Genomic DNA, 24,906 nt, shown 5'->3' with positions numbered 1-24,906 from the left:
CCTAGGAACTGCACGACAGCATCGAACACCCTGCACGGTTGCGCGCCCAGTCGGGGCGGCGGGCCGCGAAACGTTCGCGGCCGGGCTGTTCGTCGTACGGCCGGCGCATCACCTCCAGCAGTTCGAACACGAGTGATTCGTCGCCCTGCTCCGCCGCGTCGATCGCCTCCTGCGCAAGATAGTTCCGCAGCACGTAGAGCGGATTGACCGCGTTCATGCGTGACCGTCGCACATCCGACGGCAATCCTTCCGCGCGGACCCGCGCGGCATAGCGCCCCAGCCACTCTGCGAATGCCGCCTCGTGCTCGCGGAGCTTGTCCTCAGCGTAGAACGCCTCGCGCAGCGGCTCGAGGGCAGGCGCCTCGATGTCGACGCGGGAGAGCTCGCGGAACAGGATCGTCATATCGACTTCCGCCCCGGTCATAAGCTCGTGCAAGGTTTCGACGAGGCCATCGTCCTCCTCGCGCAGCTCCTCGAAGCCGAGTTTCGCGGCAAGCATGCGGCGGCTTTCGGCCTCGTATATGGCCGCGTAGCGTGACAGGCCGTCCTGCAATGGTTCGACGGCACCGAAGGCCGGAAACAGCGCGTTCGCCAGCTGGAGCAGGTTCCACTGCGCGATTTGCGGCTGATTGCCGAAGCGGTAGCGGCGCCCCTCTGCGTCGGTCGTGTTCGGTGTCCATCCGGGATCGAAGTTGTCGATCCAGCCGTAGGGGCCGTAGTCGATCGTCAGCCCGAGGATCGACATGTTGTCGGTGTTCATCACGCCATGCACGAACCCCACGCGCATCCAGTGGGCGACGAGCCGCGCCGTGCGCTCGCATACGGCATGGAACCAGTCGGCCCGCCGCGCCGCCGCACCGCCGGTGATCTCGGGAAAGTCGCGTGCGATCGTGAAGTCGACCAGCTTTTCCAGGACGTCCTGGTCGCCGCGTGCGGTAAAGATCTCGAAGTTGCCGAAACGGATGAACGACGGGGCCACGCGGCACACGACCGCACCCGGTTCGGCCTTCGGCCGCCCGTCGTAGAACATGTCGCGGATAACCGCCTCGCCCGTGGCGACGATGCTCAGGGCTCGGGTGGTCGGGATGCCCAGGTGATGCATGGCCTCGCTGCACAGGAACTCGCGGATCGACGAACGCAGCACCGCGCGGCCGTCCGCCCGGCGCGAGTATGGTGTCGGTCCGGCGCCCTTCAGCTGGAGCTCCCATCGTTCGCCGCGCGGATTGACGGTTTCACCGAGCGTGATCGCCCGTCCGTCACCAAGCTGCCCCGCCCAGTTGCCGAACTGGTGACCGCCGTAACATGCAGCGTAGGGCTCCATACCGGGCAACAGCGCGTTGCCGCCGAAGACCTGCGCGAACTCCGGCGAACGGACGTCGGCCTCATCGAAGCCGACCAGCCGTGCGACCTCTGGCGACCAGGCGATCAGGCGGGGAGCCGCGACCGGCGTCGGCATAACGCGCGAGTAGCAGGCGCCATGCACCTGGCGGACATGCTGAGACGCTTCCGGGTCGCCCGGCAGTTCACGCACGAAGCGGTTGTCGAAATCGAGGATTTTCATTATGGGGTAACGCCTGGGGTTGGGGGCTGCCCGTATGAGACGGCTGCGGCCGTGCTTGGTTCGCGGGCGCGGTGCGCTGCGTTCAGGAACGGCGCGGATCGAAGGCGTCGCGCACGACGTCGGCGAACAGGTTTGCCGACAGCACGAGCACGAACATGAAGACGAAGGCCGCCATCAGCGACCACCACACCGAGGGCTCGCGCGCGAGTTCGGCCCGCGCCATATTGATCATCGTACCGAAGCTGATGGTCGTCGGATCGACGCCGATCCCGACATAAGACAGCACCGCTTCGGCCAGCACCAGACCGGAAAAGTCCATGACCAGCGCGATCAGCACGATGTGCATCACGTTGGGCAACACGTGACGTCGCAGGATGGCGGAGGTACCTACTCCGAAGGCGCGCGCCGCCTGCACGTATTCCAGCTCGCGCAGCTTCAGCGTCTCGCCACGCAGCAGCCGACACAGTCCGGTCCAGCTCGTTATACCGAGGATCAGGCACAAGGCCAGCAGCCGCGCGTCGGCGCGCTCGGCTGCGGTCGAGAACCATTGCGGATGGGTGTCGATCACCACCTGCATCATCAGCACCGCCGCGGCGATCAGCAGCACACCGGGAATGGCATTGAGAACCGTGTAGACGTACTGGATCACGTCATCGACCCAGCCTCCGAGATACCCCGCCATGATGCCCAGGGCGACCGCGAACGGCAGCATCACGAGCGTCGTCAGCGTCCCGATGATCAGCGCGGTGCGCACGCTCTTGAGCGACAGGTAAAGCACGTCCTGCCCGACCTTGTCGGTGCCGAAGACGTGGTAGTAGGGCGCGAGCTTGATCGCCAGAATCGCTACCACGAGCACGCAGGCGAACGTGACCAGCGCAGCCCGCCACGCCAGATCCGTCTCGCCCCGCCACAGGGCGCGAGCTGCCTCCCCCATCCCGTTCCCGCGCCTGCGCGCCAGCATGACGACCAGAATTGCCGCCACGGCGATCCAGACCGCCATCGCTCCGGCAACCCCCGTTGCGATCCGTCTTGCGACATCCGCATCGCGCTCGCCGGTCGCTTCGCCCAGATGAGCCCCGCCCCACGCGAGCCGCGGATAGATGCGCGACTGCCCTCCCCCGGGTAGTTCGACGGTCTCACGCGCGTACAACGCCGTCGCAAAGGGGGCCGAATAGGTCTTCTCGACATGCGTACGCAAGGGCGCCAACAGGACATCCAGTGCGCTAAGCACCTCGGACGAGTGGGCAACAGGCACATTCTCCGCCGCGCCGTTGGCAACCGGCAGCTGCGGCCGAAAATGGAAACTGTCGACCAAGCCGACAACGAGGAACGCGAGCAGGATCACCGCCGAGGCCATGCCGCTGGGCCGCCCCCCCACCCGGCGCCAGGCGGCGCGCAGCGGGGCTTCCCGGCGCACATGGACGATCGTTGCGACCCCGATCGCGAGCAGCAGGAAGAACAGCACATCGGTCCACAGCAGAACCGGCAGGAATCCCATCGCCTACTCCAGCCTCACGCGCGGATCGACCAGCGTATAGGAAATGTCGGTCAGGATCAGGCCGACGATGTACAGCACCGAACCGATGAACACCATCGCCCGCACGACGGCAAAGTCCTGGGCGTTGATCGCGTCGATCGTGTAGCTGCCCAGCCCCGGGATGCCGAAGAACGACTCGACCAGCAGGCTGCCCATGAATAGCAGCGGAATGACCACGACGACACCGGTCAGGATCGGGATCATCGCGTTCTTCAGCACGTGCCGGAACAACACGACACGCTCGGAAAGCCCCTTCGCGCGCGCGGTCCGCACGTAATCGCGCGAGATCTCTTCGAGGAAAATCGTCCGGTACCAGCGCGCATTGGAACCCACCCCGGCGATCACGCTGATCGCCACCGGCAACACGAGGAAGCGTGCGGCGTCGAAACCCGGCGCGTAGCCCGAAATCGGCACCAGCGCCCACAACTTGGAGACCAGCCACTGCCCGCCGATGATGTAGAAGAGGCTCGAGATCGACATCATCGCCACGCACAGCACGACGCCCCAGAAATCCAGATAGCTCGCCCGGAAGAACACCAGGATCAGCGCGAACGAAACCGATGCGAACAGACCCAGCACGAAAGTCGGCAACGCCAAGGCAAGCGAGGGCCCCATGCGGTCGCGGATCTCCTGCGCGATGTCGCGTCCGTCGTCGGCACGCCCGAAATCGAACGTGAACATCCGCAGGGACTTCTGGAAGAAGATCGTCTCCGTGACCTGTCCGCTCCCCTGCGCCGCGGCATTGAAAAACAGCGGACGGTCGTAACCTCGTTCGACCTTCCAGCGCTCGATCGCTTCGGGCGCCACGCGCTTCACGCCGAGCTGCATGCGCGCCATGTCGTCGGGCGAATTGACGACGAAGAACAGCGCGAAGGTCACGAGATTGACTCCGATCAGGATGGGCAGCGCATACAGCAGCCGGCGCAGCACGTACGCGAACATCAGCGGCCACCTCCCAATGCCGTCGCCCGTTCGCGCCGCCGGTAATGGACAAACGCCGGCGCAATCGCGACAAGCGCAAGCGCAGCCAACAGCAGCAGCGGCCACACGACCGGCCGATTCCATTGCGCCCGCGCGGCGTCGCGCCGTTCGACGTCGATGCGCTGGTACTTCAGCGTATTGCGCACCATGCTTCCCGTCTTGCGATTAAGCACCCAGCCATGCTGCAGCGAATACGCCTTCGGATGGAATCCGAAGATCCACGGCGCATCGTGCTGCAGGATCGCGACCATGCGATCGATCACCGCCTGCCGCTCGGGACCGTCGGGCATGCTCTTCATCTTCTCGAACAGACGGTCGTACTCCGCGTTCACGTAGTTGGCCGCGTTCTGGCCCGATTCCTTCACCTTCGCCTGGGCGCCGTGCAACAGGAAGAGCATGTTCTCCGGATCCGGATAATCCGCATTCCAACCGAAGAAGAACAGCTGCGCGTTGCCCTCGCGGATCTTGTCCTGGAAGCGGTTGTAGTCGGTCGCGCGCACGACGAACTGCACGCCGAGTTCGCGGAACTGCTTTGCCAGCCAGTCGGAGCGCGCCTTGTCGCCGAGGCCGCCGGGCGTCGTGTCGAGATTCAGGATCAGGGGCTCCCCGGTCTTCGCATCGCGCCCGTCAGGGTACCCCGCCTCGGCCAGCAAGCGGCGCGCCGCGTCCTTGCTGCGTCGCACTGCATGCCCATCGCGCCATTCGTACACCACCGGATTGATCCCGGCCTCACCTTCACGCGCGCCGAAGATGCCCGGCGGAATCGGATGCATCGCCGTCACCCCGCGCCCGTTCAGGAAGATCGACACGAACTCGTCCATGTCCAGCGCGATCGAGATCGCCTGCCGCAGCTTGCGCGCCCGCACCTGTCCCTCCGCACCAGCTCCGCCACCGACGACACTGTCGAGCATGTTGAAGCCGAGGTAAAAGATGGACGGCGACACCGAGGTCAGCAGCTGGATCCCTTGCTCGCGCATCTCGTCCGAAAGCGATACCTCGCCCTGGCTGGTCATCGTCACCGCCTGGTCGAAGTTGTCCGACGAAACGCCGGAAGCGTCGTAATAGCCCTGCAGGAACTTGTTCCAGTACGGAATGCTCTCGCGTTCGCGCGTGAACACGACCTTCTCGACAAAGGGCATCGTCTTGCCGCAGTCGGCAAGCAGGCCCGCCTCCCGATCGCCCGGTTCGCCTTCGCACGGGAAGCTCTCGCCGCGGAAATTGGGATTCCGCGCAAGCACCATGCGCGCATTCGGATTGTTCTCCGACAGCATGTACGGGCCGGTGCCGATCGGCCACCAATCGAGGGTCAGGTTGCGCTCGGCCATGCCCGGCTGCCCGTAGAAACGGTCGGCCTCCGGCGGGACCGGGGCGAAAAACGGCATCGACAGCCAATAAAGAAACTGCGGATAAGCCCCATTCAGCGTGATCCGATAGGTGTAGCGATCGACGATCTCGATGCCCGGAACGGCGTGACGTTCCAGATCAAGAGCGCCGGATGTCCGGGCTGCCTCGTCGGCGAGCGCCTTCTGCAAGGCCTTGAGGCCCGGCAGATACTCGGCGATCAGCTCGAAGATCGGCGAGTGCAGTCGCGGATGCGCGAGCCGCTTGATCTGATGCACGAAATCGCCGGCTTCCAGCTCGCGCGTGCCGGTTTCGGCAAAATCGCCAAGCCCACGCACATCCTCGAGATCGGCCGCCGACAGGGCCGCATAGCGCGGAGTACCGTCGGCCCGGCGGGCCAGCGCCGGGTGCGGCTGGTAGAAAATGCCCGGCCGGATCCGGATCTCATAGACGCTCTTCGCCACCTGCGTCGCCGGGGCGGTCTCAGGCAGTTCGCGCCCGGCCTCATCATAGCGCCGCACCACCGGCATCGCCGCGGCGCTGCCGGGTACCAGCGTATATGGCCGTTTCAGGTAGTGATACTGAAGCGGCGGCTCATAGATCTGGTACAGGAAGGTGGCCTCATCCTCGCTGTACGACTGCACCGGATCGAGGTGCTTGGGACGGTCAGTGAATGCCGAATACATGATATTGCGTCCCTGCTCCGCCGCCGGATAGGGGTCGTTCCACACCGACCCACAGGCGGCGAGGAAGACGCAATACACCAGCAGGAGCGGGAAACGGCGCAACATGGCAGCCGATTCTACCTGCAAGCCGGCACGCTTCGCGCCCCGAAGCGATACGATCGTGGTTGTGCACGTCGACCATCGGCGCCCATCGGCTATAATCCGCCGATCATCAAGAAGGAGCATTACCGAAAATGGGCTTTCTCGCCGGCAAACGCATTCTGATCACCGGACTGCTCAGCAATCGCTCGATTTCGTACGGCATCGCCAAAGCCATGCACCGTGAAGGTGCGGAACTCGCCTTCACGTACCAGAACGAACGCTTCCAGGACCGCGTAGCCAAGATGGCTGCCGAATTCGATTCGGACCTCATCTTCTCGTGCGACGTGCAGAACGACGAGGAAATCACCGCGCTGTTCGACCAGTTGGCGCAGAAATGGGATGGCCTCGACGGCCTCGTCCATTCGATCGCCTTTGCGCCTGGCGATGCCCTGGAAGGCGACTTCCTCGAAGGCTTCTCGCGCGAAGCGTTCCGCATCTCCCAGGAGATCAGTGCCGGCAGCTTCCCGCTGCTCGCCAAGGCCGCACGCCCGATGATGAAGGGCCGCAGGGGCGCACTCCTGACGATGTCCTACCTCGGCGCCGTGCGCACGATGCCCAACTACAACATCATGGGCCTGGCCAAGGCAAGCCTCGAGAGTGCGGTGCGCTATCTCGCCGTCTGCCTCGGCCCGGAAGGCACCCGTGTGAACGCGATCTCCGCCGGCCCGATCAAGACTCTGGCGGCATCGGGCATCGGCAGCTTCAGCAAGCTGCTGTCGTTCAACGAGCACAACGCCCCGCTGCGTCGCAACGTCACCATCGAGGAAGTCGGCAACGCTGCGGCCTTCCTCTGCTCGGATCTCGCAAGCGGCGTCACCGGCGAGATCATGTATGTTGACGGCGGCTTCAACACCACAGCTCTCGGCAACTCCGAGCAGCCCTGACGCCAGCCATCATCTCCGGCGGCCGCCCGACGCGCGGCCGCTAGTGTCCAAAACAGAACGCCCGATGCTCATGCATCGGGCGTTCTTGTTTGTGCAGGCGACAAGGGCTACGCCACGGCGTGCCCTCGCGTGACGCCCTACTGCTGCGGCGGCCGCACCACTGCCGTATTGATGTTCACCGCATAACGCCCGCGCAGGGACGTAAGAAAGGCATTGAAATCTCGCTCGGCAACCAGCCGTTGGTACTGACCTTCCAGGGCCTTGAGGCGCGGATCGTCCTTCGCGATATCAATGCGATTCACGCTTTCGATGCGGAATACCGAATATCCGCCCCCTTGCATCGGCGCCCCGACATAGGCGGGAAGCTTCGTGCTCGATGCGCCAAACACCGCCGAAATCGCCGCCTGCGGCAACTCAGGCTTCGCCCGCTGCACGGAGCGCGCCACGCTCCACTCGCCCGACACCGATTCACCCTTCTGCAGCGACGCGAGTGCAGCCTCCCCGCGTTCGGTAGCCAGCTTTGCCGCCTGCTCCGTCTTGAGCTGCTGTTCGATAGCACCCTTTACCTGCTCGAACGGCGTCCGTTGAGCCGCCTGATGCTCCACGACGCGGGCGGACACCAGCGTTCCGCGCGACACCTCGACAGCCTCGACGTTACGCTGCTTCGTCATGGCCTCGTCCGAGAACAGGGCATTCAGCAACTTCTCGTTCGTGTAGTCGCCCACCGCACCGCCAACCCGCTCGATCCAGTCGGTGGTGCGAATCTGCAGCTTCAGCGCCTCCGCCACCGGCTTCAGGCTGTCCGACTGCTCATACACGGTGTTCGAGAACACCTCGGCCTGCTCAGCGAACTTCTTGCTCGCCTCCTGACGTTTGAGCTCTTCGACGATCTCCCCCTTCACCTCGTCGAACGGCCGGGCGTGCGCCGGCTTGATGTCCGTGACCTCGATGATGTGGAAGCCGAAGTCCGAACGCACGACCTCGCTGATCTGTCCCTTGCCGAGGCCGAACACGGCATCCTCGAACGGTTTCACCATCGCGCCCCGCCCGAAGAATCCGAGATCGCCCCCGCGGGATGCCGAGCCCGGGTCTTGAGATTCCGCCTTCGCCAGTTCCGCGAACCGCTTAGGATCGGCGCGCAGCTGCTTCAGGATCCCGGCAGCCTTCTCGTTCGCCTTCGCCACTGCATCGGCAGACGCATCCGCCGCGGCGGAGATCAGGATATGCCGTGCGCTGCGCTCCTCGGGCTGGCTGAAACGTTCTGCATTCGCGTCATAGAACTTGCGAGCAGCCTCGTCCGACACACTGACCTGACCGAGAACCGCGTCCTGGTTGAAGACCACATACTCGGCGCGCAGCCGGGCGGGCCGCTCGAACCGCTCGCCGTTCGCATCGTAGTACTGCTTCGCCGCGTCGTCGGCGAGCTTCACCTCACCGACAAACCGGTTTGCGGGAAACTGCAGTTCACTCACTTTCCGTTCTTCGAGCTGCGCCGTCAGGAAGCGCCTGATCGACTCACGCGACGCGAACGCCGAATCGCCGACTGCCTGCGCCACCTGCTGCATACGCAGGTCCTGCGCCAGACGAGACTCGAACATCGCCGGAGTCATGCCCTGCGCCCGCACAGCCGCCTCGTATCGCTCGATCGAAAAGCGCCCATCCTGCTGGAACGCGTCGACTCCCGCGATCACCTGCTGCAACTGCTGCGGCGTCACGATGAGCCGACTGTCAGCCGCATGGAGCGCCAGCAGACGCTGATTCACCAGGTTCTCCACCACCGAACGACGGATCGGTTCGGAATCGAGCAATGCCCGATCGACCTCGCCCCCCATCGACTCCCGCAGCCGGTCCTGCTGCTCGCGCAAGGCCTGATCGAACTCAGCGGTTGAAATCTTCGACTTGCCGACCGTAGCGACGTCGGTCCCGCCAGGGCCATCCTGGAAATACGAATCCAGCCCGAAGAAAGCGAAGGGGACGATCAGCAGCGCAAGGATGATCTGCGCCACGCGTTTGTTATTGCGAACTGATTCCAGCATCGTTGAGTTCCGTGAAATCCCTGGAGGATGGCAAGGCGGCGTGCGCCGCGGACATAGGCGTAGGATTATCGCATTGCACGGCACGCGAGGCCAAACGTCACGGTCACCCCTCGATCAAAGCCGCCACACGCGTAGTCCGGCTTCGCGAAGCACATTCGGGTTGAAACTGCTCTTTACATCGACGAACACGCCCGCCTTCACCACCTTGCGTTGAATATCCTCGAGCGCAAGTCCGACGATCTCGCGGTGCGCCACTGCCGCCACGATGGCATCCGAGCGCGGCAAGTCATCCCACGTCGAGAGCGTCACGCCGTACTCGTGCATCACCTCATCGGCATCAGCCCAGGGATCGTACGCAAAGACCTCAATCCCATAGCTCTTCAACTCCTTGATGACGTCCGCCACCTTCGAATTGCGAATATCGGCGCAGTTTTCCTTGAACGTCAGGCCGAGAATATTCACCCTCGCGCCTTTGACGTAGCTCCCCGCCGCGATCATGTTCTTGACGGTCTGCTCGGCAATGTACTTGCCCATCCCGTCGTTGATCCGGCGTCCCGCCAGAATGACCTCCGGGTGGTAACCCAGCATCTCGGCCTTGTGCGTCAGATAGTACGGGTCCACCCCGATGCAGTGCCCCCCAACCAGCCCCGGGGAAAACCGCAGGAAATTCCACTTTGTTCCCGCCGCCTGCAGCACCTCGGAGGTATCGATGCCGACCTTCTCGAAAATGATCGCCAACTCGTTCATCAGCGCAATGTTGAGGTCGCGTTGCGTATTCTCGATGACCTTGCTCGCCTCCGCGACCTTGATGCTCGACGTGCGATGCACTCCCGGCTCCACGATCATTTCGTAGAGCGCCGCTACCTTGCCGAGGGTCTCCGGCGTATCACCCGATACCACCTTCACGATTTTCGACAGCGTGTGCTCGCGATCACCTGGATTGATCCGCTCCGGCGAGTACCCGACGAAGAAATCTTCCTTCCACTTAAAGCCGGACTCGCGTTCGAGAACCGGCACACACACCTCTTCCGTCGCCCCCGGATAAACCGTCGACTCGTACACCACCACCGCGCCACGTTTCAGGTTCTGCCCCACCGTGCGACTTGCACCAACCAGCGGCCCGAAGTCCGGAATATGCGCGTTGTCCACCGGCGTCGGCACCGCAACGACAACGATATCAGCCTCCTGCAAACGCGCAGGGTCGGCGGTGTACTCCGCATGTTTCGCCGCAGCCAACTCGGAATCTGGCAACTCCCGCGACGGGTCAATGCCCCGATTGCACGACTCCACCTTCGGAACCGAAATATCGAAACCGATCGTCCGAACGCGCTTTCCAAACTCGATGACAAGCGGAAGACCCACGTAACCGAGGCCAATGACGGCGATGATAGTCATATCGTTAACTCAAAAGAATAAAAACCAGATCAAAACTCTTCGCCCGATCTACCGCTCGTGGATAAATCCACTCAACGCAGTGAGCAGCTTCGCGGAGGCAACATTAGAAATAGGCACACCAGAATCACGAACCCCAAGCGCGCGCTCTATGGCCACTGGCAATTCACGAACATCCATTGCAACGAAAACTCCTGGCCGATTATTCAGCCACTTGGCTGTAGCGACCTGATGGTTGTTTCTCGTTTCCTGAAGGCTGCCCAAGCGCGGCATCAATACAATCGGCTTTGCCGCCTGAAGTGCAGTCAGAACCGAACCCATTCCAGCATGGGCAACGATCAGACTCGAAGCTTCGACCAACTCGCTAAAACGAGCAGGAGAAACTGCAGCTTCGTACTTCATAAATCGCGGTTTCAGTGACGTAATTCCAACTTGTGCCACAATTTCGACACTCGCGGCTCGCGTTGCAGCCCATTCGTCCACCGCCCCAACCAAGCGATCGAACGGCATCTGCGAGCCAACCGTCAAAAATATCAAAGCACGCCCCCTTCGTAACGCGGCCCTTCATCAGTGGCCAAATGCTCCCACTGCGTAAGCCAAAGGTCTGCGAACCCCCTGACCCTTAAGCCGGAAAGGGACACCTGCTCCACATTTGCAACACTGTCCAGCCAGACCGTCTTCGCACCGAGCAATTTACCGACGCGAAGAGCCACTACTCCAGGAGCTGCCCCCGTTGAAATGACCACCTCCGGTCGCTCGCGGACGACGATCAAACAAACCTGAAACACCATCTTCAGCAGAGCCCAGCGACTCCATCGAGTTGCATCAGTGAATTGATAGAAGCGACTTCCAGAGACCTGTTCCGCATAGCTAGACTGCACCGTGGCATACACTACGTCGCAACCTTCGAAAGCACTTCTCAGGCGCAACAACTGAACCCAGTGCCCTCCACCTGAAGAAATCGCAAGAATTTTTTTCATACCGAATTCACCGAGCAAGACCGGTCACCGCTCAACAGAAGAAGAAAGTGCCACATAGAATTCGGTCAATGACCTCGTGACTTGTTGTGCGGAATAGTTGCTCCGAACATGGTGGTATCCAGCCATCCCCATGCGAGACCTTCCTTCCTTGTCGCCCAAGAGTGCGATCAGTCTCGCTGACAAGGTGACAGGGTCGCGAGGCGGAACGAGATAGCCATGGACGCCATCAACCATAACCTCAGGAATCCCGCCCACTCGCGTAGCAACGACTGGAACTCCGCAAGCCATTGCATCAAGAATCGCGACACCAAATGCCTCGAAATGAGACGGCAAGACCACGACAGACGCCTCCCTCAAGCAGCTATCTTTTCGCACTCCATCGATCCATCCTTCGAAGACAACTGAGTTCTCGATACCCAAGTCTCTGGCAGCTTGTTCCGCTCTTCCCCTATCTCCATCACCGGCAACAACCAAAATCAAGTCCGGAAATTTAGCCAATACCGAAGGGATCGCCTGAAAAAGGTCGAACAAACCTTTCTTTTCAGTAAGACGCCCTAGAAACAGCAAACGGGGCGAACGAGCGTCAACGCGGGGCGGCACTCCCTCAGGAACCACAACTGGATTTGGTAAACAAGCGTACTGCCCGTCGGGTGCAATGGTTGCCAGTTTGGACTTCCACCCTGGAGTGACACAAATCACTCCTGCCGACCTGCATAGAGTTGATCGAACAAGAGCCTTCCCCAATCGACCGCATTCTTTTTCAAAGAAAACGATGAACTCTCCACTATGCACGTGAACTACATAAGGGATGCGAATCAATCTGGCCAACCAGCCAATAATCGCTGCGCGCCAAAAACTGCCACGCGAGGCGGCATGCACGTGCAGAAGCGCAACCTGATTATTAAGCCACATCGCCAAGATGGCCAGACACGTACGTACCATTACGCTGAGCTGTCTGCGGACTCCTGGGCTATCGTAATTAGAAAGATAAATAACATTTGCTCTATCAAAAAAACCAATATCACGATATGTCCGCACAACAGAAGCAATTCCACCGGGCCCGAGGATGTTATCCCCGACCATGACAATTGAACGCTCCATTTTTATGTCCTGTCCGAGCTGAAAGAGAAATAATCCGGAACTTGATCCGGAGTCAGAAACTTCACAACTCTCGCCGGCACACCTACTACCACAGCAAAGTCCGGCACATCGGACAACACCACGGCATTCGCACCAATCGACGCAAATCGTCCAATGCGGATCGGGCCTAGCAGTTTTGCCCCTGACCCAATCATTGTGTCATTACCAATGATAGGAACCTCGTGATGGCCTGCGCGGCCACCAATTGTCACGCCAGTACCGATAATCACACGATCTCCAATTACCGCACGACGATGAATCACTGTACCGAGGCCGTGGTAACTGAGTAGCACTCCCTCCCCCAATTTCGCTGAGGGAGGAAGAACAACCGAAAACACCAAACGGTTCACAATCTTGATAATTTTAGGAATGAGTGGAATTCCACACATCCAACACCAATACGCGACGCGGTGCAACCTAATTGGCATGCAAAATCCCTTTTTTCTTATCATCAGTTTGCAGCCCGACGGAAAATTCAGATCCTGTTACCCGCCATACCGCACCCATCAATACCCAGAACAGGAAACAGCTTCGTGGATCAGTAAGTGCGCCGGAAGACGGCGAGTTGGCGAGCAACAGCGTCAATCCAGCCAGCGCGATCAGGCATGGCGCGGCGGTAGTCGAGTTCCGCCAAGTAAGTGCCCGGCGGAACAGGCTGTACCAGAGAACCAGCAAGGTGAGCAGGAGCGTAGCAGCACCGATGAAGCCGGCTTCTGCCATGATTCCTGGCCAGAAAGTATCGACCAGGAAGCGTCCGTCCCGAAACCACCAATAGCGCCCGAAGCCAAGTTCAACGAACAAGCTCTGATCGAATTTCTGCGCCCCTGCACCGCCGTACGTCCCCAAACCTGAGCCAAGAGGAAAGTACTGGCTCGCAACTTCCAGACCATTGGCAGTAAGGATCGCTCGCTCCGAAAGATCCGCTCGTCCTGCCAAGCCCCCCCATTGCGCCAGAGTCTCCCCCATCGGAACGTGATCGACGTGGATTAGCCCTACGACGCCCAAGCCCACGACAACAAGTGATCCAACGAGGACAAGGCTTCTATATCGCCAGCTAACGACAAGACCGAGAACGAGGCAGGCGATCACAAAGGCCAGTAGCTCCTGCCTCTGCCCGGAAAGCAGCAGCAGAAAGAAGTAGCCCCCGGTCAGCAGAAACCATGAGCGGCCGAAAAATTGTATGAGGTACGCCAACGAAGCCGATGCCAAGAACGCGCTGGTGATTGCCAGATACCCGGAGTGCGCAAACGGGCCACGGTAGCGCAAGCCGACACCCAGCAGGGGGTTTCCATGCAGGTCGGGCGGAGGGCCAAACACCGCGGCATGCGCGCCCGGGAACGCGATTTCTACGGCAACGCAAGCGCCAATCCCAATCCACGAATACTGGACAATCCGCTTGAGCGTACGCTCGACTAAAGCCCCCCAGATAACCAAAAAGCCCAGCCCGAACATGAAAGGCCACTTCAAGTTGTACTGCAGCTGCCATATCGCAGGGACTAGCTGAGAACGACCGGTCAGTGTACTGAGAATGCTCGCCAGCCAGTACCCAATAAACAAAACCGCCAATACCCGAAGCGTTCTATCGAATCGCAGTTGACGCCAAAACGTCACTACGATATTCATGGAATACAACAATAAAAGCACTTCTAGAACGTACCCGATCGGCATTGCCGTGACATTCTGCGCCGCGGTTGTCACGAGCATTACCGCCCACCCGACGGCAAGCAGCCACCCCCGCCGATCACGCGCATCTCGCCCGATCAAGAACATCACTGGAATGATAGTGATCACACCAACGGCAACCGCCAGGACTGTCCAGAATTCAACCGCAACCAGTACTCCCAGCAAAACGGCGACGGCTAGGAGCACTGCTGCCAGTCGTGTATTGTCGGGTCTGCTCATTGCCAAAGAAGACAAGATCATTCTGCGTCCTCCACCTTCGCACCAGCACATGGCGTTAGCGCTGCCATCTCCTGATACCCGGTTCGCGGCCCGCCCAAATAGATGAAATCGAGGAGCAGCATCCGTTCCTTCACGCCCATCATCCCTGGCACATAGAGCCCCGCCTTAGGGTAATTGCCGAGCCAGGTCTCGTACTGGTTATAAAGGTTGTAGCTCTCATAGACTTTGTCACCGTTCATCCAGATCTTGATCGATCCCTCCCCAAGCCGTCGCGACCAATCCGCGCGCACTACGAAACAGTACCAACTCTCCTTCATGATGCTAGCCAGACGAATCAGTTGACGCGCCGAGTTTTCTCGACTCGGCTGGGTGGCGTCATCTACGAGGCGGTGGTTGGCATACAACTCAAGATCGAGATTTTGCCCATGGACGACGAACGCAAGCGGCGGCGATAGCGTGCGGCCTTTTTGGCTAGTGTGTAGTTGCCCAACAATCACGGGATACGGATGAAAGATCCAGTCCTCTGGAAAATAGACGCTGATTGCGTACCAACGAACGCCCTCCCGTACATACTCATTGAGGGGAACGATTTCCGTGCGCAGCCCGCCAAAGACCTTTTGATCGGTATCTCGGACGATTGCCTTTAGAACCATGCGTTTACTGCTGGCCGGATCCGGAGTCCAAGTGAGATTTTCGGGGTGGGAAGTTTGTAATGCGTACCTTGAAGCGAAGTTGGCTGGCGTTGCGGCGTTTCCCCGTGCCCGGTCGACCTGCGCGAATGCGGGAGTGAACGCAACGCTAAAGGCGAATGCCAACAGAACTTTTTGATAGTTTTCTGATCGTGATATCACTTCGAATCGCTAATCACCGCGCCTCGAAAGGCGAGAGCGACTTCCTCGGGGCTCCACACCCGTACAAGGACGGCCAGCCCAAGAACTACAAAAAACGCTACAGTCGTCTGAAGCACCAAGCTAACCTTTATGCCCCCCCAGATAGGCAAACTCAGCAGCAGCCACGCCGAGAGGGCAACCCCGATCAACTTTCCAATCGCGGTCCAATTCGGGCGATAAATTTTCAGCGGCACAACGACCATCAACGTATAGACCATCTCCGCTACAACCTGAATTAGAAACAAGAGCCACCACACCTGATGAAATGCCGCCGCCAAAATAAGTAAGGGTGTAACTAGCAGTCGCAGACTGCTTTTTCGACAAAGATCTGAACGACCTAACGCATGGGCCAGCAAGTCAGTACCTCGGTGATGTGCCCACACCAGTAGCACAACAAGCCATCCCACCAAGTACCAACGTGCCGACGCATACTGCCCGTTGCTGAAGAGACCATTGATTTCGGCACCAAGGCATACCGCCAGCACCAGTATTGGCAACAGGAACAGCAGGTTAGCGCGATACATCAGATTCACTCTGACGGCAAGTTGCCTCGCGTCTCCGTCTTCAACAAATCGCGCGACCAGTATTGTACGAACAACCCCAAACATAAACTCCATTGGCATATACCGACGTATTTGCTCCGCAAGATTTCGAGTGAATCCGAGGGCCGCCGTCGCCTCCGGCCCCATAAACCGAGTTGCAATAAGGATAACAATCTGCCCTCCCCAGCATAGATTTGCCAGGTTGCTGAGCCAAGCATTCCATCCTGAGCGCAACAAGCTTCCCCAGCCCGGCGGGCGCCACAGGACATCCTCAGCTGCCCCATCTCTAACGCGGTGCAAGTAACGATATAGGCACCCGACTGCAAACGCCAAACTCAGCCCACTGGCGCACAATTCCGCCAAGGCAAGGGTCGAAGCCGATCGCCATTCGACCTCGGTCGCCAGTAAGTAGGCAAACCCAAGCATTGCGAAATTGCGCAGCATCTGACTCGTTTGTGCAGCACCTTGCAGCAACAAGCAGGAAAGCAACTGATCCCGAAAGACTCGACTGCAACCTTCGACGAGCATGACCATGCCGTAAATCCGGAGGGCGTTCGTAGCGTCCTTCATCTGGAGCCAGCCTGCCAAGGCCGGCGCAAACAAGATCATAAGGAGAGCACCCGCAACGAGGGCTGCAATCTGAATCCCCGCACATTCCCAGACAAAACGACCTAAGTCCCTGCCACTTGCCTTCAGCCTAACTTGCGGAATATAGACCGCAGTGACCCATTCCATGCCAAATCCAAATGCCACCAAACCCAACTCAAGAATGGCGAAGGCTGCAACATATTTGGCGTACTCAACCTCGGTGATATACCGTGCGACCCACACAAAGATAACAAATGCCGTAAGCGCGTTAAGCACTCGCCCACTGGTATACCGCACAATGCTTCGTCGAAATGCCTGAACCGAATATGCGCTCATCGGATTATATCTCGCGCATTTCCAGATCCGAACGGGATATTTCCGACGAGGGCAGACCTTGCACCCAATGGCAGTACTCGCATCAAGTCTTCAGCAAATTGATCGTGGATCGCGTAAGCTGATCGCGCATTGTCGACGACGGTCGACATTCGGAAGATCAATCCTTCGGGTACTTCTCCGGTAAGGCCATACCGAAGCTGAGTCAGACGCTGGCCAATCAGTCCGGTAACGGTGAAGCCACCGACCCGAATCCAGTAGGTGATGGGTTCATGCCTGCTTCCTTGTTGCGCAACCAAGCGCTTGACTGGGATTACACCGGCAGCAGACTTGATATACCCATTGCCAAATTGTTTGACATAAAATCCTTGCCCCGTGTAACACGACTCAGGCCTATGCACTCGCAAACGGGCTGTTTGGTCCACCCCGTAAGCGACCGAGAGCATTACGCGCTCACCGTCGGCATTTACGTAGGTACGCGTCACCGTCTCCGCGTAGATTTTATCCATCTTCTCTTCGAGATCAGGCGCAGGGATGACTGGCACTATGGAGCCATCAATGCTCCATTCACCGAACTCCTTCGGGATAAGTGATTCAAGTTCAATTTTCCGGACTGGCTCCGAAAATTTCACCGATGGCCTCAGCGCAATTGCAGAACCGGCAGCACCCAACATCAAGGTCAGCACAATTAGTGCCTTAAGGCGACATGAAGTCATGCAGCAACCTCATTCGCAAGGGATGTTCTTTCGCTTGCCGCAACCATCTGCAGTAGCGAATCCGCAGCAATGATGATCAGCAACGCACTGACAAAAAGCACCATCCCCGCAAACCCGTGCATGAACCCCTGCCCAGACGCGTCGCCGTAATAGAAGGTGATCAGCGTGAGCACCATTACGCGGATGACATTCGCGGTGAACGAAATCGGGACGATCAGGATGGCCAAAAGCGTGTTGCGCAGCGCCGAATTCGAATGGGTGAGCTTGAGATACAGCAGCCCCATGGCCTCCAGGGTGAAGAGCGTGTGCAGGCCGGCGCAGGCATCGGCGACGAGGAGCTTGTATTGGCCGATCTGGAGGATGACGCCGCTACGGGCGATGGGGTAGCCGGCCCAGTAGAGGACGGCCTCCGCGACATGTGACACCGCGAGCTTCATCGGCATTGTGACGGCGTCCACTACCGCGCCGGGCAGCGGGATCATAAAGATCATGAAGAACAGCGCGAACCACTGCGCCTTGACCGCTGCTGTACCCCGGAGGATAAGACCGACCGCGGCGAGCACCCATATGTGCGAGCCGATTTCGAAGATGAGGATGTCTTGCGAGCGGCCGAGCACGTAGAGGAGCAGGCCGATGATGAAGATAGGCCAGCCTGCGGCGGAAGAACGCCGGCCCGCGCTGCGCGCGAGCATCGCCGGCCACTGACGGTACAGCAGCCACAGGGATACGCCTAACACGATGGGGCCGTGCGCTTGTTCGGGGGTGCTCCACAGCCCCTTGAAGAGGTCGATGAAGCTGGGGACATACAGGAAGCACAACCCCGCGAGTACGATCAACCAGGGGGCGCACGGTTCAGCCCCCTGCGCCGGCGCGAGGTCTTCCACTGTTTCGGTGGGCGCAGGCGGGTTCATCGGGGTGCCCTCAGCCGGCGTCGTTGAGCACGTTGCCGACGACCGTGATGCCGGCCTGGTGCAGCTCGCCCGCGAGGTTGCGCAGTGCGGCCGTGCGCGTGAGATGCGGGCGCGCAACGAGCAGCGTGCCGCCCGCGCGGGCGGCGACGGTGAAGGTGTCGGCGGTGCTGCCTGCGGCGGGGGTATCGACGAGAATGACGTCGTAGTCCTCTGCGTATTGCCTGAGGAGCGCGGCAAAGGCCGGGCGGGAGATCAGCTCCTGCGGGTTGGGTGGCGTGGCGCCCGCGGGCAGGACGGAGAGGTCGACCAGTGCCGGCACACGGCGCACGATCTCTGCACCGCCGCGGCCGGACAGCGCTGCCGAAAGGCCCATGCGGTTATCGACGCCGAAGAGTAGATGCTGGCGCGGATTGCGCATATCCGCGTCAATGATGAGGGTACGCTCGCCGAGCTGCGAAAAGACGACCCCGAGATTCGCGACGAGCCAGGAGCGCCCTTCCCCACGGCAGGGGCTGGCGATGGCGAGGCAACGGCGGCCGGCGGCGGGGGCGAACCAGCGCAGCATGAGTTGGCTGCGCACGGCGCGCAGCGCTTCGACCTGGGGATGGAAGGGGTTGTACGCGGCGATGACTTCGTCTGCGACACCGCTCTCCCCACGCTGCAGGTATGGGTAGTCGAACTGCCGCGAGAGTGCGAACTGGATATCCTCTTCGGTGACGAGGCCCAGCTTGCATGCGGCATCGCCGAAGCGCAGGCCACCTTCGCGCTGCAAGCGCAGGATCTTCTCGGCATCCTCGAGCTTGAGGCGACCGGCGTCGATGAGTATGGCGCCGATCGAGCGTTCGGCGTGGCCGAGGTCCTTGGAGCTGATGGGTGCGTTCATGGGGGGCTCACGCGCGGGAAGGGATGATGCCGAGCAGCGGCGCAGCAGCGCATTGCTCAATGTCTTCAGGACCACGCACGCGCTGGTCGACGAGTTCGAGCAGCAGCGCGGAGCCGAGGCCGAGGAGCGTGCCGAGGAAGACGGCTAGCGCGAGGTTCAGCGCAGTGCGTGGGCTGGAATGCTGCACGGGCGCCTTAGCCGACGCCAGCACCGCGATATTGGTCTGCTGGGTCCGGCTTTCCAGGCTGGCCTGCGTCAGACGTTGGGCGACGAGGTCGTAGGCACGTTGCGCCGACTCGACATCGCGTTGCAGGACCGCGATCTGATCGCGCCTTTCGCGCAGTTCGAGGACACGTTTCTTCTGCGCTTCGAGCGCAGCACGCAGATCCGATTCACGGGCCACGTTCACACGCGTTGCCGTTCCCATCGAACTGGCGATACGCTGGGTCTCAGCACCGATACGCTCGCGCAGCGAACGGATTTCAGCTTCGATCCGGGCGTAGTCCGGATGGTTCTTGCCGACGCGCGAACCGAGTTGTTCGCGTGCGGCCTCCTGACGCGCGAGTTCGGCCTTCAGCCCTTGGATCAGACCGCTCTGAAGCACCTCGGGCAAGGTTTCCGCCGAACCGGATTGACTCTGGCGGGAACGGCTGTCCATGCGCTGTGCCTCGGCGGCAACGAGTTGGCTGGAGATTTCAGCCAATCGCGCATTTTCGACATCAAGCCGCCCGTCGGCCGGAACTATCCCGTGCCGCAGCTGGTAATCCGAGAGACGCTTTTGCGCGGCCTCGACCTTTTCACGCAGCGGACCGCTCTGCTCGTCGAACCAACGGGCGTATTGTCGCGCGGGCTCGACCTTCAGCTCGAGGTTGACCTCGATATACGCCTGCGCGAAAGCATTTGCCACCGCCGCGGCAAAGTCGGGGGCGTTACCCGTAAAGGCGACCGTGATCACATTGCTTTCGCGCGACGGCCGCACAACAAGCTTCTTCTGCAGCAGTTCCGCAAGCCATACGCGAAGTTCGCCACGTCCATCGGTATCGGCCTGCCACTGCTCGCGGACCGAGGGGGCTTCGTCCATCTTGAGCAGTCCGACGACACGCTCGGCAACTCGATTGGAATTGATGATATCGACCTGGGTCGCCATGTAACCGACCATCATCTGGACCGGAAGCGCGGCACCGACGATTGGATCAGGCGATTTGACGTCAATCACGAGCGCTGTTTCTGCCGTGTATTGGCGCGGGATAATCAGGCTCACCAGTAGTGTGGTGACGATGACCACGCCCAGCACGCCGGCGACAACGATCCGGCGCGCACGCAGGATCAGGAGAAACTGGTGGAAAGTCATTCGAGAGTCTTCCGCGAGAGTCGGGGCGCTTGCTTGGCGCCTGCTGATGGTGGTCTCAAAAGAGGCTTTCGCGAACGTAGATCACATCGTCCGGACGAAGCAGGTCTTCGAGTGCAGGTTCGACGATTTCGAGCCGTCCTTCGGGATCGCGCCGGTGGACCTGCAGGCCACGCAGGGTTCCGCGCTGATTGATGCCTCCCCCGGTCGCGAGCGCTTGCATGACGCTCATGTTTCGCTCGAGGCGGAAGGCGCCAGGGCGCTGGACCTCGCCGTAAATGTAAAACGTGGGGGCGCGCTGTACGTAGAGGATGTCTCCGCCCGTGATAGGAAGGTCGCTTTCGCCCCCCTTGAGAAACAGTGCCGGAATATCGATTTCGCGCCGCATCGTCTTACCGTCGCGAACGCCGACGAGCACTACGGTGTCCGCGCCGGTAGGAGCAATTCCGCCAGCTGTGGCGAGGACATCCGAAAGGCGGAGATTGTTGGTTTCAAGCGGATAACGCCCCGGACGACCGACGAGGCCGATCACGGAGACCTGATTGCCGCGCATCTGCATGGTCAGGACGCTGATTTGCGGTTGCAGGACGAACCCGCCGTCGCGAAGCTGCCGTTCGATCAGGCGCTCGACGGCGCCTGCCGACAGACCACCGACCGCAACGCTGCCGAGCAGAGGAAAACTGATCAGCCCGCCTTCGGACACGCGTGCCTCGGTCGTGAGGTCAGGATTCTGGTAGACGGTAACGCGGATCACGTCTCCCGGCCCGAGCACGTAGTCGCCCGACTGAGCGGGAACATCGCGGGAAATTTCAGCCATCGCGGGCGAAACGATACCCAATGCGAACAACAGTGACAGAACGAGGAGAATGATTGCCGTAAGCGACCGGTGGCTCATGCGTGTTCCTGGGTACGGAAAAAAAGACGAGGTTTCTGGACACGCGCGGGTGCGCATGTCATCACCGTAGCCCGCCGACGCCCTTGTCGAGCGTCGTGGGGCTGAGTGCTTGCGTGGCAGGAGGAGTTGCCGGGTTCCCGGACGGGGGGGCGGCTTCCGCCGTATGAGAGTCCGCCGCGCGAACCCGCGGATCGAACTCGCCGACATATTCGATTACAGCGCGCTGGCGCAAATCACGCAGGGCTTCACGCGCGACCTTTTCCCGCATGTGATTGGTGAGATAGCGCTCGATCAGGGGTGCAGCGGAGGTCTCGTCGACAGGCTGTTCTCGCGCACCAACCAGCTGGACGATCAACAGAGATCCTGGCGAGGACAGCACACCGAGCTGTCCCTCACGCATCACGGCCAATCGCTTGAGCGCATCGAGAGGCAAGTCTTCAGCGGGTCTCACTCCTGAATCTGACTTGAACGGGATGTGCTCTCGCCGCAGCCAGACGGCGACTTCATCCAGAGTGGCCGCCCTGTCGGCTTCCGTCCGAACATCGCTTTCACGGCCGACGGGAACCGATACGCGCAGCTCGCGCAGGGCGTACACGCGTCGCTTGCTGAAGAGTTCGGGGTTTTCGATATAGAAGCGTTGAACTTCCGCACTGCTCGGCGTCGAGGCTTGGGCAGTCAGTCGCTCCACGTATGCACGCGTAAGCACTTCCCTGCGAACAGCATCCACGGCTGCCATCACTGCCGGATCTCTGTCGATCTTCTGCTCTTCGGCTTGCGCAACCATCAGTTCCTGGTCGATAAGCCGTTCGAGCGCGAGGGCTCCCGCCTGCTTGACCTGATCGCCCGCAGCGTTACCGAGTCGTGCGAGTTCGGCGCTTACCTGATGCACGGTTATTTCGTACGAACCGACACGCGCAGCGACCTGCGATGCGGGCTGCGACTCGGTTCGTCCTCCGCATCCCGCAAGAGCGACGAGCGCGAATGAAAGCGCCAAAGAGCGTGCAAAGAGTTTCATCGTGTCGAAGCAATAGTCGGAACCGCAGGGGCGGCAGCGCGCCGCAGAATCGAACTTGATGTGCCTGTCGGTTGCGCCGATTTCGGAAGTCGCGACAAAAGGACGTGCCGTACGGCGCCGAGCGCAAAGCGCGACGTGGTCAGTGCTTGCTACGCCGGCGCGCCATCACACCCACCATGCCGAGGCCGACCAGAAGCATTGCGTAGGCATCAGGCTCCGGAACCGGCGGAATGATGTTCGGACTTCCCCCCGCCGCAATTGCTACCGAAATCCCGCCAGCACCGGTGGCAAGCCCGCTTACCGCAGAACCGATTTCCGCCCCGAAGCTCCCCGGCACCGACAAGCTCGACACGACGCCGCCACCCTGCCCTGTTGCACTGGAGTTAATCACCGCATTGAAAGCAGCGTTTTCCATACCCGAGTTACCGTTCGCATCGGCGAAAGCACCTCCGGCCAGCACGATCCCCACTACGCCGACCACCACCTGTCTCAGCTTCATCCGCAAACTTTCTCCACAAACCCAACTAACTCGGCAAGGACGCGATTTCGCGCTGCACAGACCCCGTTTCACGACGAGGCCGCGGACATGCGGCATCACGAAACAACATTTTACATATTTATATGCAATATTGTTTCGTCTTACTCAAAATAGATGAAGCGATACTGATCTGGATCAAGCTTCGATCGCTCGCACCGCCCGGGACGAAGGGTCGCCCCGGGGGACGTCCTGCCTTTCGATCTAGCGGACCGCAGACCGTCGGCGGGCAATGATGCCAACCATGCCGAGGCCCGTGAGCAGCATCAGGTATGCCTCGGGCTCGGGTACAGGCGCAACCGGTACGACGCCGAAGGAGAGCTTGGCGGTCGATACATTTACGGAGGCAAAATTGTCGGCGCTTCCGCCATTGGCGGCGAGAAACGCGGACAACCCCACATTTGCCGACTGAGCGGCCAAACCGGTAACTTCCGGACTTTCCCCTTCACCAATGGTCCACGTTCCATAACCGATAGCGCTGCCGGATGCTCTCGAACTTCCGGAGAACGTCGCTACCCCGGCACTCTCATTCGGCGTAACGAACAGGCTCGTCCCCACTGCCGTATTCGCGGCAGACCCCAGCAGCGCATAGCTTCCCCCGTCGACAAAGCCAACCGAGTCGAGCTGGTAGCCGGACCAGGCCGACACGGTCAGGTTGAATGTGCCGGCCAGGGCGCTCCACGCATTTGTAATGGACGAGACGCCGAAGCTCGTGGGGCTGAAGATGAGATTGGTTCCGACGAGAGTCGGGACACCAAAGAGGCTTGCAACGGAGTCGTCCCAGGAGACGCTGAAACCGTCTCCGTTCAGACTGATCGTCGCGGCATTCGCACTTGCCGAAACTACTGCGCTCGTCAGCGCCGCGACGAGGGATTTCATTTTCAACGCCATCCAGATTGCCTCGCTTTGCCATGAACCGGTTAATCAACCAGGAACTGCAGACGGCACGACTGCGGGAGGCGAGGACGCACGCCTTGCCGTCGTTCGCGGGACCACAACCAGTCATCCGTCAGTTTCTTCGTAATTTGCGGATAACATTTTGTCATGCAGATGACTGCTTCGCATCAGCCATATGACATATATTTGCATTCAGAACCGAAACTTTGCACTAAGGAACGCGCCTTCCGCGGAATATCCTGGCGCAGCTGCCGATGCGAAGCGCCGTTCACTTCGCGCGCCTAAGCGGAGTACCGCTGCGCGAACGGGGCTCCACTCGAACGCGACGCTCACTGCGCGTGATTTGTCATCCCGGTCGGGTGCCACCGACGCAAACGGGTCCCCTCCATAGTCGCGCGTCAACCATTCGAGCTTTCCCCGCACCCTAACAGGGTGATGCAAAACCCAGTGAACGAACTGACGAGTTGATTGTCATAGAGGCATTCCCGAAACTCCCGTCCTGACAGCGATGCGCGGCCAACTCGATCCCCAGTCCTCGATGTTCCATTACTTCTCGCCCGAGTCGCGCGTGCCCGCGGATCATCCGCTGCGGCGGGTGAAGAAGCTCGCCGATCGGGCGCTCGCAGCCATTTCGGCGGATCTGAATGCGCTGTATTCGAGTGTCGGACGGCCGTCGATCCCGCCCGAGCGCCTGCTCAAGGGGCAATTGCTGATCGCGCTGTACTCCATTCGCTCGGATCGGCAGTTTTGCGAGCAGCTCGACTACAACATT

At 60.5% G+C, this 24,906-nt stretch carries 23 protein-coding genes; 2 read left to right on the top strand and 21 right to left on the bottom strand.

From position 1 onward, the window contains the following. Nucleotide 1: 1 nt before the first annotated feature. The 4 genes from BW991_RS02670 to BW991_RS02655 form a co-directional block, all read right to left on the bottom strand. A complete protein-coding gene (locus tag BW991_RS02670; RefSeq protein ID WP_076600562.1) occupies nucleotides 2-1,561 on the bottom strand; it encodes a protein adenylyltransferase SelO in 1,560 nt (519 codons plus the stop codon). A gap of 82 nt (nucleotides 1,562-1,643) precedes the next feature. Then, nucleotides 1,644-3,059, bottom strand: coding sequence for an ABC transporter permease (locus tag BW991_RS02665; RefSeq protein ID WP_076600561.1), 1,416 nt, complete (start codon nucleotides 3,057-3,059; stop codon nucleotides 1,644-1,646). A gap of 3 nt (nucleotides 3,060-3,062) precedes the next feature. Next, nucleotides 3,063-4,040 carry an ABC transporter permease gene (locus tag BW991_RS02660; protein WP_076600560.1) on the bottom strand — a complete coding sequence of 326 codons (978 nt, stop codon included), beginning with the start codon at nucleotides 4,038-4,040 and terminating at the stop codon, nucleotides 3,063-3,065. Beyond that, complete coding sequence (locus BW991_RS02655; protein ID WP_076600559.1) at nucleotides 4,040-6,211, bottom strand: ABC transporter substrate-binding protein; 2,172 nt, start codon at nucleotides 6,209-6,211, stop codon at nucleotides 4,040-4,042. Before BW991_RS02655 ends, BW991_RS02660 begins: the two co-directional genes overlap by 1 nt. Nucleotides 6,212-6,339: 128 nt before the next feature. Here BW991_RS02655 and BW991_RS02650 point away from each other — a divergent pair, with 128 nt between their 5' ends. After that, the gene (locus tag BW991_RS02650; RefSeq protein ID WP_076600558.1) at nucleotides 6,340-7,131 is read left to right on the top strand and encodes an enoyl-ACP reductase FabI; all 792 of its coding nucleotides are present in this window, start codon (nucleotides 6,340-6,342) and stop codon (nucleotides 7,129-7,131) included. A gap of 137 nt (nucleotides 7,132-7,268) precedes the next feature. Here the strand turns inward: BW991_RS02650 and BW991_RS02645 are convergent, their stop codons facing one another. From BW991_RS02645 to BW991_RS02565, 17 genes are all read right to left on the bottom strand, one after another. Continuing rightward, entirely contained in the window at nucleotides 7,269-9,167 is a 1,899-nt protein-coding gene (locus BW991_RS02645) for a SurA N-terminal domain-containing protein (protein WP_076600557.1), read from the bottom strand. A 114-nt stretch (nucleotides 9,168-9,281) separates the two neighbouring features. Further along, on the bottom strand, nucleotides 9,282-10,562 hold the full coding sequence (locus BW991_RS02640) for a nucleotide sugar dehydrogenase (RefSeq protein ID WP_076600556.1): 1,281 nt from the start codon (nucleotides 10,560-10,562) through the stop codon (nucleotides 9,282-9,284). A gap of 48 nt (nucleotides 10,563-10,610) precedes the next feature. Further along, on the bottom strand, nucleotides 10,611-11,087 hold the full coding sequence (locus BW991_RS02635; RefSeq protein WP_280174116.1) for a glycosyltransferase: 477 nt from the start codon (nucleotides 11,085-11,087) through the stop codon (nucleotides 10,611-10,613). Between the two features lie 5 nt (nucleotides 11,088-11,092). Then, nucleotides 11,093-11,539 carry a glycosyltransferase family protein gene (locus BW991_RS02630; RefSeq protein ID WP_076600554.1) on the bottom strand — a complete coding sequence of 149 codons (447 nt, stop codon included), beginning with the start codon at nucleotides 11,537-11,539 and terminating at the stop codon, nucleotides 11,093-11,095. Nucleotides 11,540-11,563: 24 nt separating this feature from the next. Beyond that, entirely contained in the window at nucleotides 11,564-12,640 is a 1,077-nt protein-coding gene (locus tag BW991_RS02625) for a glycosyltransferase family 4 protein (protein WP_084204931.1), read from the bottom strand. Nucleotides 12,641-12,642: 2 nt separating this feature from the next. Further along, a complete protein-coding gene (locus BW991_RS24420) occupies nucleotides 12,643-12,909 on the bottom strand; it encodes a hypothetical protein (protein WP_342066914.1) in 267 nt (88 codons plus the stop codon). A 187-nt stretch (nucleotides 12,910-13,096) separates the two neighbouring features. Beyond that, on the bottom strand, nucleotides 13,097-14,602 hold the full coding sequence (locus BW991_RS02615; protein ID WP_076600553.1) for a hypothetical protein: 1,506 nt from the start codon (nucleotides 14,600-14,602) through the stop codon (nucleotides 13,097-13,099). Beyond that, on the bottom strand, nucleotides 14,599-15,432 hold the full coding sequence (locus BW991_RS02610; protein WP_084204929.1) for a polysaccharide lyase family 20 protein: 834 nt from the start codon (nucleotides 15,430-15,432) through the stop codon (nucleotides 14,599-14,601). The genes BW991_RS02615 and BW991_RS02610 overlap by 4 nt, the downstream gene beginning before the upstream one ends. Then, nucleotides 15,429-16,937 (bottom strand): lipopolysaccharide biosynthesis protein, encoded by a 1,509-nt coding sequence (locus BW991_RS02605; protein WP_076600551.1) that lies wholly within the window; start codon nucleotides 16,935-16,937, stop codon nucleotides 15,429-15,431. Before BW991_RS02605 ends, BW991_RS02610 begins: the two co-directional genes overlap by 4 nt. Next, nucleotides 16,934-17,650 carry an exosortase-associated protein EpsI, B-type gene (gene epsI, locus BW991_RS02600; RefSeq protein WP_076600550.1) on the bottom strand — a complete coding sequence of 239 codons (717 nt, stop codon included), beginning with the start codon at nucleotides 17,648-17,650 and terminating at the stop codon, nucleotides 16,934-16,936. Before epsI ends, BW991_RS02605 begins: the two co-directional genes overlap by 4 nt. Beyond that, nucleotides 17,647-18,561 (bottom strand): exosortase B, encoded by a 915-nt coding sequence (xrtB, locus tag BW991_RS02595; protein WP_084204928.1) that lies wholly within the window; start codon nucleotides 18,559-18,561, stop codon nucleotides 17,647-17,649. The genes epsI and xrtB overlap by 4 nt, the downstream gene beginning before the upstream one ends. A gap of 10 nt (nucleotides 18,562-18,571) precedes the next feature. Continuing rightward, nucleotides 18,572-19,444, bottom strand: a complete 873-nt coding sequence (gene epsG / locus BW991_RS02590) for a chain length determinant protein tyrosine kinase EpsG (RefSeq protein ID WP_076600549.1) — start codon at nucleotides 19,442-19,444, stop codon at nucleotides 18,572-18,574. A gap of 7 nt (nucleotides 19,445-19,451) precedes the next feature. Then, entirely contained in the window at nucleotides 19,452-20,795 is a 1,344-nt protein-coding gene (gene epsF / locus BW991_RS02585) for a chain length determinant protein EpsF (RefSeq protein ID WP_076600548.1), read from the bottom strand. A 55-nt stretch (nucleotides 20,796-20,850) separates the two neighbouring features. Next, nucleotides 20,851-21,687 carry a polysaccharide export protein EpsE gene (gene epsE, locus BW991_RS02580; protein ID WP_076600547.1) on the bottom strand — a complete coding sequence of 279 codons (837 nt, stop codon included), beginning with the start codon at nucleotides 21,685-21,687 and terminating at the stop codon, nucleotides 20,851-20,853. Nucleotides 21,688-21,748: 61 nt separating this feature from the next. Beyond that, nucleotides 21,749-22,702 carry an EpsD family peptidyl-prolyl cis-trans isomerase gene (locus BW991_RS02575; RefSeq protein ID WP_076600546.1) on the bottom strand — a complete coding sequence of 318 codons (954 nt, stop codon included), beginning with the start codon at nucleotides 22,700-22,702 and terminating at the stop codon, nucleotides 21,749-21,751. Between the two features lie 139 nt (nucleotides 22,703-22,841). Next, the gene (locus BW991_RS02570) at nucleotides 22,842-23,201 is read right to left on the bottom strand and encodes a PEP-CTERM sorting domain-containing protein (protein ID WP_076600545.1); all 360 of its coding nucleotides are present in this window, start codon (nucleotides 23,199-23,201) and stop codon (nucleotides 22,842-22,844) included. 240 nt (nucleotides 23,202-23,441) lie between these two features. Then, nucleotides 23,442-24,116, bottom strand: coding sequence for a PEP-CTERM sorting domain-containing protein (locus tag BW991_RS02565; protein ID WP_212566848.1), 675 nt, complete (start codon nucleotides 24,114-24,116; stop codon nucleotides 23,442-23,444). Nucleotides 24,117-24,642: 526 nt separating this feature from the next. Here BW991_RS02565 and BW991_RS02560 point away from each other — a divergent pair. Further along, nucleotides 24,643-24,906, top strand: a 264-nt coding sequence (locus BW991_RS02560; RefSeq protein WP_139335883.1) for a transposase, incomplete at its 3' end; no start/stop codon positions are given.

The organism is Aromatoleum tolulyticum, assembly GCF_900156155.1.
Taxonomy (GTDB): Bacteria; Pseudomonadota; Gammaproteobacteria; order Burkholderiales; family Rhodocyclaceae; genus Aromatoleum; species Aromatoleum tolulyticum.
The sequence above is the reverse complement of the archived record's forward strand: the minus strand, read 5'-3'. Positions and strand labels throughout refer to the sequence as shown.